The sequence below is a fragment of the Candidatus Accumulibacter contiguus genome, from assembly GCF_036625285.1.
Lineage (GTDB): Bacteria > Pseudomonadota > Gammaproteobacteria > Burkholderiales > Rhodocyclaceae > Accumulibacter > Accumulibacter contiguus.
Window position 1 is genome coordinate 276,481 of record NZ_JAZKUC010000002.1, and the last position, 12,511, is coordinate 288,991.

9 protein-coding genes are annotated in these 12,511 nt (G+C 61.5%); 3 read left to right on the forward strand and 6 right to left on the reverse strand.

What is annotated here, in order from left to right; translation table 11 throughout:
• Positions 1-71 precede the first annotated feature (71 nt).
• On the forward strand, positions 72-2,027 hold the full coding sequence (locus V5B59_RS19730) for a dynamin family protein (RefSeq protein WP_169071130.1): 1,956 nt from the start codon (positions 72-74) through the stop codon (positions 2,025-2,027).
• 189 nt (positions 2,028-2,216) lie between these two features.
• On the opposite strand, the gene V5B59_RS19735 is transcribed toward V5B59_RS19730, so the two are convergent.
• The 4 genes from V5B59_RS19735 to V5B59_RS19750 all read right to left on the reverse strand — a co-directional run bounded on the left by V5B59_RS19735 (position 2,217) and on the right by V5B59_RS19750 (position 5,179).
• Positions 2,217-2,621, reverse strand: a complete 405-nt coding sequence (locus tag V5B59_RS19735; protein ID WP_308240156.1) for a hypothetical protein — start codon at positions 2,619-2,621, stop codon at positions 2,217-2,219.
• A gap of 56 nt (positions 2,622-2,677) precedes the next feature.
• On the reverse strand, positions 2,678-3,862 hold the full coding sequence (locus tag V5B59_RS19740; RefSeq protein ID WP_169071129.1) for an MFS transporter: 1,185 nt from the start codon (positions 3,860-3,862) through the stop codon (positions 2,678-2,680).
• Between the two features lie 62 nt (positions 3,863-3,924).
• On the reverse strand, positions 3,925-4,266 hold the full coding sequence (locus V5B59_RS19745; protein WP_034919512.1) for a hypothetical protein: 342 nt from the start codon (positions 4,264-4,266) through the stop codon (positions 3,925-3,927).
• Between the two features lie 64 nt (positions 4,267-4,330).
• Positions 4,331-5,179 carry a cache domain-containing protein gene (locus V5B59_RS19750; protein ID WP_169071128.1) on the reverse strand — a complete coding sequence of 283 codons (849 nt, stop codon included), beginning with the start codon at positions 5,177-5,179 and terminating at the stop codon, positions 4,331-4,333.
• A gap of 267 nt (positions 5,180-5,446) precedes the next feature.
• Here V5B59_RS19750 and V5B59_RS19755 point away from each other — a divergent pair, with 267 nt between their 5' ends.
• Both V5B59_RS19755 and V5B59_RS19760 read left to right on the forward strand, forming a co-directional pair.
• The gene (locus V5B59_RS19755; RefSeq protein WP_169071127.1) at positions 5,447-6,577 is read left to right on the forward strand and encodes an ABC transporter substrate-binding protein; all 1,131 of its coding nucleotides are present in this window, start codon (positions 5,447-5,449) and stop codon (positions 6,575-6,577) included.
• A gap of 33 nt (positions 6,578-6,610) precedes the next feature.
• Positions 6,611-10,666, forward strand: coding sequence for an EAL domain-containing protein (locus V5B59_RS19760; RefSeq protein ID WP_169071126.1), 4,056 nt, complete (start codon positions 6,611-6,613; stop codon positions 10,664-10,666).
• Positions 10,667-10,776: 110 nt separating this feature from the next.
• Here V5B59_RS19760 and V5B59_RS19765 read toward each other — a convergent pair whose 3' ends face one another.
• Together V5B59_RS19765 and V5B59_RS19770 are read right to left on the reverse strand one after the other, a co-directional pair.
• A complete protein-coding gene (locus V5B59_RS19765) occupies positions 10,777-11,286 on the reverse strand; it encodes a hypothetical protein (protein WP_332352252.1) in 510 nt (169 codons plus the stop codon).
• A 958-nt stretch (positions 11,287-12,244) separates the two neighbouring features.
• On the reverse strand, positions 12,245-12,454 hold the full coding sequence (locus V5B59_RS19770; protein WP_332352253.1) for a hypothetical protein: 210 nt from the start codon (positions 12,452-12,454) through the stop codon (positions 12,245-12,247).
• Between the last annotated feature and the right edge of the window lie 57 nt (positions 12,455-12,511).

The window sequence follows — 12,511 nt, forward strand, 5'->3', positions numbered from 1 at the left end:
TCGGTCTATGTCGCTGATTGAGCACGACCTTGTGGTAGAGTGAAAACCTGTGCCTTGTGCTGGAACCTGCCATGACGCTTGCCCAACATTTTGCCGCCTACAGCGAATGGCGTGCCCGCATCTCCGGGATCCTGGAGAAGTTCGCAGGCTGGCTCGTCGAGAACGAATTGACCGACGCCCAGATCGATCGCCGCATCGCCCAACTGCTGGACAATCTACGCGAGGATCGCCTGCATGTGGCATTCGTCGCCGAGTTTTCGCGTGGCAAGTCGGAGTTGATCAACGCCATCTTCTTCGCCGGTTACGGCAACCGCATTCTGCCCTCGACCGCCGGCCGCACGACGATGTGCCCGACCGAGTTGATGTACGACCAAACGAGGTTGCCATCGATCGAGTTGCTGCCCATCGAGAGCCGTGAATCCAACGGCAGCATCAGCGAATACAAGCGCTCTCCCGAGGAATGGGAACTGCTCCCGATCGACACCAGCTCGGCCGAGGCCATGCAGGACGCGCTTCGCCATGTCAGCGACGTCATCCATGTCGACCTGGCAACTGCCGAAAGGCTCGGCTTTGCCATGACCGACGGCGACGTGGCGGCCTTGCGCGTCGACGAACAGGGCGGCGTCGAGATCCCGCGCTGGCGGCACGCGATCATCAATTTTCCGCATCCGCTGTTGCAGCAGGGATTGGTCATCCTCGATACCCCCGGTCTCAACGCGATTGGTACGGAACCCGAACTGACCCTGTCCCTGCTGCCCAATGCGCATGCCGTACTGTTCATTCTGGCTGCCGACACCGGCGTGACGCAATCCGATCTGACCGTCTGGCGCGAACACATCGGCACCTCTGTGGGTCGCAAGAAGGGCCGCATCGTCGTACTCAACAAGATCGACAGCTTGTGGGACGAACTCAAGTCGGCCGAAGAGATCGACACAGAAATCGCCAGACAGGTCGACACCTGCGCGTGGGCGCTGGATTTGCCGGAGGATCAGATTTTTCCGGTTTCGGCACAGAAAGCGCTGGTTGCCAAGATCAATGATGATCACGTGTTGCTGCAGCGCAGCCGTTTGTCGAGGCTTGAGCATGCGCTTTCCGAGGAGTTGATCCCGGCCAAGCAGGAGATCGTTCGCGACAGCATCCATGTCGAGTTTACCGATTGCCATCAGCGCACCCGCAGCCTGCTGGAGTCGCGCCTTGTCGGTCTGCGCGAACAGCTTGGCGAGCTGGCAGAACTGCGAGGCAAGAACAAGGGTGTCGTCGAGTACATGATGGGCAAGGTGCGTTGCGAGAAGGAGGAGTTTGAATCCGGTCTGCAGCGCTATTACGCGGTGCGCAGCGTTTTCTCACAACTGACCAACAGACTTTTTGCCCATCTCGGACTCGATTCGCTGCGCCTGCTGAGCACGGCGACGCGGGAGACGATGGTGCAGGCTACCTTTTCCAGAACGCTTACCGAAGCGATCGATCACTTCTTTGTGGTCGCTCGCGGCAATCTCGCCAACTCGAAGGCAGAGGTCACGGAAATCACGAGCATGATGGAGGCCATCTACAAGAAATTCGCCGTTGAACATGGCCTCAAACTGGGTACGCCGATCGGTTTTTCGCTGCGGAAGTACGAGAAGGAAATCGACCGCCTCGATCAATGGTGCAACACCCACATCAACTCCGTGTTCCAGTTGCTGACGCACGAAAAGAGCCAGCTCACACAGCGCTTCTTCGAGGAGGTGGCGGCGCAGGTGCGCAAGACTTTCGAGCATGCCAACCGCGATGTCCAGGCATGGCTGAAGGCGATCATGACGCCGCTGGAGATTCAGATTCGCGAACACCAGATTCAGCTCAAGCGCCGGCTGGAAAGCATCAAGCGGATTCACCAGGCCACCGATACTCTCGAAGAGCGGATCGAAGAGCTGCAACATGTCGAGGCCAAACTTCTCCTGCAGTTGAATATACTCGGCAAGATCGGCGAGAACTTTCGCGAGGTTCTGCAGCAGACGGTGAACCTTGAGGATATGCGTAGCACCGCCTGAAGCAGCGACCTTGGCCGCCTGAAAAACGATGGCCGCTCACCCTGGCGGATGGTTGTGGGCGCGGCGATTGCCAACCCCCTTAATGTGAAAGTCGCGAACGCGACTGAGGAATCTCCCCTCCCCCTCGGGAGGGGGAGAGGGAAACGGTCATGACTTCATGATCGGGGGTGCCTGGAAAAGTCATGACCGTTAGTCCGGCGTCAGGTGGTAGAGACGTTGATTCAGATATTGCGCAACCTGCGCAATTTCTTCATTGCTCCAGCCAAGCCCCGCAAGCTCCTGCCAGCGGCGTACTTCTTTCTGCAGACTCTTCCAGTCGGTCACCAGTTTCTTGTCTCGCCAATGAATTTGTGTGTCGTGGCAGGCGATGCAATGTGTCGAGTACAACAGCTCGCCGCGTGTCGGGGCTGGCAATGCCTGGGCGCCGACGTCGGCGATACTCCCGAACAAGGCGAAGCACACCGTGGGTATCCATTTCCGAAACATCATGCCTCCTGTCGTTCCAATCAATGCTAAAAGAGTAGCCGCTCGCCCTGAATATGCTTTTGCCATAGACCGGCTCGGTTGCGCATGCCTTTCGACGATTTCTTGCACGCGATCCTCGTCGGTTTGTATCTTCCGGGAAGACTTCGCTGACGGCGGTTGCGATCTCACGTCGACTCCAGCGACCTGAGGCGCAGCAGGAACAGCAGCGCCACACACCATGCGGCCACCGGCAAGAACGCGTCGACAGTGGCGAAGCCCAACCCGCCAGAGGCCGCCAGACCAAGGCGCGACATTGCCGCGACGGCCAGTGTCGCCATCAGCGCGCCGGTATTGCGGCCAGTCTGCAGCGGCTGACCGCATTCGGTCGCCAGGCCGATCGAGGCACAGAGGATGAAACCCCAGAACACCCCGGCAGCGAACTGGCTCGATGCCAGCACGGTCAATGAGCCGGCCATTACCGTTCCAGTGAGCGCCAGCGCACCTGCTGCACAGGCCAGTTGCAGGAGCAGCCAGACGCCGCACGCGCGGAGCACGCGCTCGACGAGCAACAGACCGAAGCTGAAACCGACCCAGAAGATGGGCATCAGCCAGGGAAGCAGTGCCGGATCCGCGAGCCGCTTGAACTGCGGCGCCGAGTTGACCGCCGTATGCCACTGCTGGCCGACAGCGAGCAACCAGGCGACGAGCAGCAGGTAGCCCCAGGAGGCGTTGCCCGAGCGGCCCACTGCATTCGCCTTGGCAGAAGTGACAACTGACTGGGCGGCAGGCAGGGAACGTTCGACATATGCCAGCGCCAGCGCTGAAAAACCCACTGCCAGCGCGCTGAGCAGGAACGGCAGCGCGGCATCGACACCCTTGAGCACGATCGCCAGATACGGCGCCAGCGACGAAGCGATCGCCAGACCAAGCAGTTGGATACCTGCCAGACGCGGGATCGAAGAACGTCCGGCGTAACGGGAGAGAAGAACGTAGGGCGGCGCACGCAAGGCCGACGAAGTGGCCACCCACAAGGTAGTCATCAGCAGGAAGAGCATCGGCATCCCGGCCAGTAAGGGCAGCAGCCACATGGCCAGCGCCGAAAGCGTCGACAGCAGCACCAGCAATGGCCCGATCCTGCGCAACGCTGCGCGGGCGCGGTCAAGCGCGACGCCGACCGACCAGTCGGACAGCGCAAATACCAGTTGGTCAGCGGCCAGGAACCACGGCACATAGCGTTGGTCGATGCCGCCGCGCGTCAGCAGCTCGGGAAGAAAGATGACGTAAACCACCCAACTCAAGGAGAAGAAGAACTCCACGCCCGCCAACAACCAAGCCGCCCTGGAGTCGTGAAGAAGGGGAGAACTGATCATGTCGTCTGCTCTCCGGCATTGTACCGCCGGGGAAGGTCACATCGGTTCATCATCACGCACAGTCAACGCATGAGTTGCCGGAGATACGCGCTGATGGTCAGCAACTGGCTGTGATCCAGACGCGCGATGATCTTGCGAATCACCGGGCCGATGACCCGGACTGCGCCGGCCATCCCGAGATTTGCCGACTGTCGGAGGACAAAGCCCACCCCGGCTTGCTCGAGCGGCTTGAGGAAGTAGTAATCCATGCCGATATCGGTCAACTCGACCACCAGATCCCCCAGGGCATTTGCATGCCTGGTCGGATCTTCGGCCTGTTCGAGAGTATCCAGGAATTGCAGGGTGCGTATGTGCAGGGCTTCCGGATAGAAGAAGCGAAGCGAGGGCTGGACAGATTTGCTCATGATCATTCCTTCTACGGCGGTGGGCATCACCCCCGAAAGTCTTCGAGAAGCCGCTGTGTGTTCTTCACGTTGTTGGACAAAGACGAGATGGTGACGCGCGCTTCCTGGATCGCCGCGTCTTCGGATTTTCCAGCGAGATGCCGAGCAGCCAATCGGTACCTTTGATTGGCGCAAGAAAGAGCAGCCGGTCACCGTCGTTACGCTGGACGGAAAACATTTTCCCCTCGCTCGCGGCGTGCCCGATGCGGTCGCTGCTCAGCTCCGGAACCTGCTCGGTCACCGGTTTCATCACGGCTTCCTTGAGCGGGTGCGCGAGTACGGTGCCGTCCTTGTGCAGCAGAAAACCAAAACCGTTACCGGCCAGTTTGAGCGCCAGCACTTCGCTGACGATTCGATCGATGAAGAGGTCGGCGGCGGCAACGCCGACGGTGTTGCCACCATCCTTGACCAGAGACGAAATCGAGATCACCAGTTTCTTGGTTCCGGCATCCGCGTAGGGTTTGGTAATGACGATGCGTGCTTCGCCAGCCAGCTCGGCTTCCTTGTACCAGGGGCGGCTGGTGGGATCCCAGTCCGCGGGAAGGTTTTGTGACTCGGAGAAGAGTGCGCGCTTATCGGGGTAGCCAGCGTAGACAGTGTCAAAGCCGCCAGCCGCTTTGGCCAGCACGAAAACGCTTTTTGCCTCCGGTGTTCCGATCACCGGCTTGATCGCCTTCAGCAACTGAACCTTGGCGGCCATCCATTCGCCAATGGCCAGCGAGTAAGCGGTAGCGGCGCTCCGGATTTCATTCTCTATTCCTTCCAGCAACTGGCCTCGCAACTGCTGGTAGAAAAGGACACCGAGGAGGAGGACAGCGCTGGCGATCAGCCCGACGACGAAAGCGACAAGTTTGCTCTGCAGGGTGCGCGGCATGAAATTCTCCCGATGTGGATCAATGATGAGCTGGTCATGCTTGCGGCGAGGGATTGGGCAGCGAAAAGGTGAAAGTATCGATTCTCGGCTCAGGGCGAGACTTTTTCAACCATCCATCGATAATTCGTGTTCATTCGCACCTTTTTTGGACAGTGAACTCGACATTCTGCATAATGCCCTGGATTACATCAGACTATCTGTTTGCGGCGTGCAGCGCGTCGTTAGCGCTGACGTGTCTTTTTCGACGGATGTCGAGAGGATCGATCCTTGGCTGGAGAGAGTTCGCTTCCACGCAAGTGGCAATGGCTTGTCGCCCGGTTTGCGATTTGTGGCGCGTTGCTTGGCTGTGCACCGCCGGAGCCGCTGCGCCTGGGCTTCCTCGGCGGTATTTCGGGCCGGGTGGCCGACCTGGGAATTGCCGGTCGCAATGGCGCGACGCTGGCCGTCGAAATGCGCAACAGCAGCGGCGGTGTAAACGGCCGGGCGGTCGAACTGATTGTCGAGGATGACAAGCAGGACCCGGATCTCGCCAGAAAAGCCGTTGGCCGGCTATTGGAGCGCAAGGTCGAGGCGATCATCGGGCCGATGACCAGCGCCATGGCGGTGGCTACAGTGCCGCTGGTCAACGAGGCCGAACTGGTGATGCTCAGCCCGACAGTGACGACAACGACGCTGACCGGGATCGACGATCATTTCCTGCGGGTCATCGCTTCGACCGCCGAATACGCGCGTGTCAGCGCCGCTTATCACTTCGATCGATTGGGGCTACGCCGTGTCGCAGCCGCCTATGATCTGAACAATCGGGCCTATACCGAGGGCTGGCTGGCCGACTATCGCCACGCCTTCGAATCGGCCGGTGGCACGCTCGGCATCACCGTTCCCTTCAGTTCCGGCAAGGAAACCTCGTTTGCTGACCTGGCGGAGGGTCTTCTCAGGGCGAAACCGGACGCTGTGCTGATCCTGGCCAATTCGGTCGATGCCGCCCTGCTCGCGCAGCAGCTCCGCAAGCGCGATGCCGTCGTGCGCATCGGCACCTCGGAGTGGGCTGCCACCGAACGGCTGGTCGAGCTGGGTGGCAAGGCGGTCGAAGGCGTCGTGATCGCACAATTTGTCGATCGCGACAGCACACAGCCCGCTTATGTGGCCTTTCGCAGGCGCTACGTCGAGCGCTTCGGCCAGGAGCCGGGATTTGGCGGCCTCACCGCCTTCGACGCGGCGAATGTGGTGCTCGACGCGCTTGCGGCCAAACAGCCCGGCCAGACCCTGAAGCAGGTCATTCTTGCGCGCGGCGTGTTTTCCGGCGCGCAGTCGGAGATACGTTTCGACGCCACCGGCGACGCGGCACGCGAGACCTATCTGACTACCATCCGTGATGGCACCTTCGTGCGCCTGCATTGACCAACCTCCAGGAACGACGAGACCACGGCAATAATGTCACGTTCGCTACGATTCTGGTTGTCGCTTGGACTGTCGTCGCTGGTCGCGCTGGCCATCCTGACGCTCATCGCAGTGCTGCTCGGCGTTCTCCTGCCGCGTCTCAACGCTGGTGTGGAGGCCCAGATCCGTGCGCTCGGCACAACGACGGCGACGCAGATCGACGCTTTTCTCGCGGAATTTTCTTCTCATCTTGGCCTCCTGGCTGACGATGTCGGCAGTCAGCCGAGGATGGACACAGCCCAACTGCGCGTCATGCTCGATACCCTGGCCCAGGCAGATGGCGCCATCGAGTCGATCTACGTCGTCGATGGTGCCGATCGGGTTCTCGAAGTCGGCTTGCCGAAGGCTCGCCGTACCTTGCGCGACAACCAGCTCGGCGTCGATTTCTCTGGCCGTCGCTTTGTGCACGCGGCACGTGTGCAGCAGCGCCCAGTGTGGTCCGATACCTATTTGTCGACCGGTGGACACATCGTTGTGGCGCTGGCCCTGCCATTGACGATTACAGCGGAATTGGCTACTGCGGCACCCAGGCACGGCGTCCTGGTGGGCGAACTCAATTTGCAGGAAGTCTCGCGCTTTGCCGAATTGCTCGCCCGCGCTGCCGATGTGCTGCCGGTCATCGTCGACCGGCGCGGCAATGTCGTCGGACATCCTGACGCCGAGCGTGCCCTGCGTCAGGAAAACCTCAGCCACCTGCCGCCACTGAGTGGGAGTGGTGCGGCCTCGCTGCAAACCGCGCGTTTCCATCTGGACGGCATCGACTACATCGGCAGCAGTACGCCGATCCACGAGGCGGGCTGGACGGCGCTGATCGCGCAGCCGACCGAACAGGCCTTTGCCACGTTCCACTCGACGCTGCGGTCGCTGGCCTTCGGCAGTCTGCTGGCGCTATTGCTGGCAGTCATTGCGGCAGTGCTGGCGAGCCGGCGGATGACGCAGCGGCTTGGCCAGTTCGCCAGGCACCTGGAAGCGGTGGCCGATGGCAATTACCGCGCGCAGATTCCACCCTCGGGCACCGACGAGATCGAAAAGCTGGCGCAAAGCATGCGCCGCATGGCCCAGGTCGTGCTCGAACGGGAAGCGCTGCTGCGCGAGAGCGAGGCCAAGTACCGCGGCGTCGTCGAGACCACCCGCGACCTGATCACCCGTGTCGATCATGAGGGGCGATTGAGCTTCGTCAATTACATGGCCGAGACCTATTTCGGCCTGCCGGCCGCGGACTGTATCGGACTGTCTGCCTTTGAATTCGTCCACCCTGATGATCGCGAGCGCACTCGACAGGCTTTCGCCACCTGGCTGCAAGGCGATGACCCGGCCTTGCAGTTCGAGATTCGGCAGTTTGCGCGCAATGGTGCGGTGCACCTGCTGCAGTGGAACATTGTCGCCGAGCGTGCGGGTACCAATGGCAACTCCGCCATCGTCGGCTTTTCCGGCATTGCCCGCGATGTCACCGCCGAACGCGCTGCCGCCGAGCAGCTCGCCGCGTCGGAAGAGCGTTACCGAGGCCTGTTCCGCATGGCGCCTCTGCCCTACCAGTCGCTGGACATGCATGCGGCGATCCTTGATGTCAATGAGGCATGGCTCGCCCTGCTTGGCGGTTATACGCGTGACGAGGTGCTCGGGCGTCCGATCACCGATTTCATCGAGGAACACTCGCTGCCGGTGCTCGCCGGGAATTTTCCGAATGTTGCTGCCGACCACATCGAAGGCCTGCTGTTCGACTTGCGGCGCAAGGACGGTGAAACGCGTACCGTGCTCATCAACGGCCGAATTACTTGCGATCGGCAGGGTGTGGCGCGGACGCACTGCATCCTGACCGACATTACCGAGCGCCAGCGTGCCGAACAAAGACAGCAACGGGCGGACGAGTTGCTTGCCCTGCAGGCGGCGCGCGCCACGGCGCTGCACGAAATGCCGCGCGCCGCCGAGCGGATGACAGAAGCCGAATTCATGCAGTACGGTCTTGAAATTGCCGAGCGGCTGACCGGCAGCGCAATCTCTTTCGTCCATTTCGTTGCCGACGATCAGGAGATGATCGAGTTTGCGGCGTGGTCGCGGCGCACGCTCGACGAATTCTGTACGGCGGCATTCGAGAAACACTATCCGATCAGCCAGGCCGGTATTTGGGCCGACGTCGTCCGCCACCACGAGCCGATGGTCTGCAACGACTATGGGTCAGCAGAGGGCCGTCGCGGCCTGCCGCAAGGGCATTCGCCACTGCTTCGCCTGGTCAGCGTGCCGGTCATCGCCAACGGCAAGGTACGGCTGATCGCCGGAATCGGCAACAAGGCCGAACCCTACACGCCGCTGGAGGTCGAGACCCTGCAACTGATCAGCCAGGAAATCTGGCGCATTGGCGAGGAGCGCCGCGCCGAGGCAGCGCAACGCCTGGCGGCGACCGTGTTTTCGGCGAGCGCCGAAGGCATTTGCATCACCGACGCCGAGCAGCGGATTCTCTCGGTCAACCCGGCCCTGCTTGCCCTTTCGGGTTATACGGAGCATGAACTGATCGGGCAAACCCCGAGAATTTTCTCGTCCGGGCGGCACGATGCCGACTTCTATCAAGCCATGTGGGAACACATCCTTGCTGTCGGTGTGTGGCGCGGTGAGGTATGGAGCCGGCGCAAGAATGGCGAGATCTTCCCCGAGTGGCTGACCATCACCGCCGTTCGCAATGCGGGCGGCGAAGTGACGCATTACACCGGGACTTTCTTCGACATCAGCGAGCGCAAGCAGTGGGAGCAGGATATTCACTTCCTTGCCCACCACGATGCGCTGACCAAGCTGCCGAACCGCACCCTGCTCGACGACCGGATTCGTCAGGCCATCGCCAAGTCGAAACGCAACGACGACCACATGGCGGTGCTGTTCCTCGATCTCGACCACTTCAAACTGATCAACGACACCCTCGGCCACGACACCGGCGACCGCCTGCTCGAGCAACTCGCGCAGCGCCTGACGGAAGTATTGCGCTCGACCGAGACGGTGGCGCGCCTGGGCGGCGACGAGTTCGTCATCGTCATCCCCGAGCTGGCGGCCGTCAGGCGCGTGGCCGTGGTCGCCAGGAAAGTGCTGGAGGCCGTTGCCGCGCCGTACTTGCTCGAAGGCAGCTCGCTGCATGTGACGCCGAGCATCGGCATCAGCGTTTATCCGGAAGATGGCGATGACGCGGCAACCCTGCTGCGCAATGCCGACACGGCGATGTATCACGCCAAGGAACAAGGCCGCAACAATTTCCAGTTCTTCACGCAGGCGATGAATCAGAGCGTGCAGGAACGGGTCACGATCGAGAACGATCTGCGTCTGGCGATCGAGCGCGGCGAGTTCCTGCTTCATTACCAGCCGCAGGTCGATTGCCGCAGCGGCGAGGTGATCGGCATGGAAGCGCTGATTCGTTGGCAGCATCCGCAACGGGGACTGATCGCTCCCGACCGTTTCATCACCATTGCCGAGGAGACCGGGCTGATCGTGCCGATCGGCGAATGGGTGCTCGGCGAGGCCTGCCGTCAGGCCAGGCGCTGGCAGCTTGGCGGACATCCCGGTCTGCGCATCAGCGTCAATCTGTCGGCGCGGCAGTTTCAGCAGCGGGACTTGAGCGCGCGGATCTCGGCCATGATTCACGCCTCCGGGATCGATCCGGCAAGCCTCGAACTCGAATTGACCGAGAGCATGTTGATGATCGATCCCGAACAGGCGAAGGCAGTCTTGCACCAACTCGCCGCCGCAGGCGTGAAAATGGCGATCGACGATTTCGGCACCGGCTATTCGAGTCTCGCCTACCTGAAGCGATTTCCGGTGACGCGCCTGAAAATTGACCGCTCCTTCGTGCGCGACCTTGCCAATGACAGTAACGATGCCGCCATCGTCGATGCCATCGTGGCCATGGCGACCAGCCTGAAGATGGAAGTCATCGCCGAAGGAGTCGAGACCATCGCCCAGCTCGATTATCTGGAAGCGCACGGTTGCCATGCCATCCAGGGCTACTACTACAGCCCCCCGGCAGTGGCGGAATCCTTTACCCGTTTCCACTACAGCCGCAGGGCAGGCTAGTGGGTCGTGCTTCCCGCAGGTACTCCAGGCAGTTCGCCGAAGTTCAACTCATGTCTGCACAGGTGAATGGGTTCGCGTGAGCGGAAGCGGCCTCCGCTGGCGCGCACCTGCTAGCCAAGACGACCAGAGATCCCGCAATACCCGCCCTTGGCGATGGGCTGGGAGCGGCGTGCCGCGGCATCCGTATCGGGCACTCTGCTGGGCGTTTGCCCGCCATCCGGCCAGCAGCGTGATGGTTTTGCCCACCAGCCGTTGCGGGCGAAGTTCCACGGCCCGGCGTCCAGGTAGCTGCCGGTGAGCCGGGCATAGCTGTGGAAGCTGCTGCCTTCGTCTTCCTGCTGGAAGTCGGCCCAGGCCTGCACGTTGTCGACGCTGAAGGGTGATCCCACGGGCTGGCCAGCCGGCGTGGCGGTCTGCGCATGGCGACCCAGGGCAATCCACTCGGCCGCGCTGGTAACCGAGTAAGCGCTGGACCAGGGCGGTGGCGCCTTCAGCACACTGGTGAAGCGCGCGTCCGAGCGCATGCTCAGCACGTCGACTTCGGCCAACGCCGGCACGCTGGCAAGCGCCAGCAGACCTGCGAGCAATACGGTGCGACCCGGCAGGGTCGGTGGGGTCATGTGCTCGTTCTGGGTACAGGATTGGTTCGATCGGTGCGACCTGGGTGGAGGCGCCGGTCGCTCGTCCAGAGCGAGCCATGCCACATCCGCCCGGCCCACCGGGGAGTTTTGCAAGAGGCTCATTGTATTGACTCCTTGTTGACTTGCGTGACATCGATGAACGAATGGGACCACCTGCAGGTGAGCGCCTGGGCGCGCCAGGCGCGTGTAATCGTCAAGCACCGCGCATTCGAAACGTGGCTGACGCGCCGGCGAAGCCCAAGCCCGCCTGCGCATCGCGACTTCTTCAGTACACGGGAAGCACGGCCTTGAGCGCGCACGGCATGTTCTCGCGCCGCGCGTATCGCTTTACTACCCCACTCTGGCCGTGCTGGCGGTGGACGTGTGCGATGCACCGAGCATGGCGGCGGTACCCTTTCTGAATCCTGGAATTTGAAGCGCATGGCCGTATTGCGTCTGCAGTAAGCAAAACACCAAGGAAAGGTGCGCCTTGAGCGTAAAAACGAGATTTCCCGCTCCAAAATGAGCCATTCCGCTCAAGATTTTGGCTGTTTCAGCCCAAGTCCGACAGGCTGCTAGTGTCGAATCGATTTCGTCGACGAAGACGACGGTGCGACCGCACGTTTTCGGCAGGACGACTTCGCGGAACTAAACAACCACCGGCTAAAGCCGGTGGGTTTATGTTGCGGACTGAAAGTCCGGATACGCGTCGCCTAAACGACGCGTGCATGTCGGTGAGCGTCACGCCTGCAGGCGAGCCGATGTCCGGCACCTGCCAGGTGTCGCCCGTAGTGCCGTAATAGGCCTGACCGCTGAGCGTCAGCCGGTGACCGCCGCCCATCGTCCAGTCGCCGCGGAAACCGGCGCGTCCGGCGCGCCAGTAATCGTTGGCCGTCTGTCCTGTGAGCGGCGGCGTGAATTCCACTTAAATTTGGCGGTTTGGAATCCATGCTCCCCATCATTCTTCCGAGACCGTCACAAATCCGTATCGCTGCCCGAAAGCCAGCCATGCCCGTCGTGCCGAATGACGTGCCGGTTCGGATACCTCGACCCGTTCCAGGATGTACAGCAGCGCCCGAAGTGGCGCGTCCTGCTCATGGCCGATCGCGTTGATGGCGTTTCTTTTGTCTCGCACCCGTTGGGCACGTTTGCGCTCTGTGTCAGTCATTGGCCGGTCGCCCTTGAGAGGCTGGCCGGGTTTCGTAACGGTCACCAAGGGGTCGGT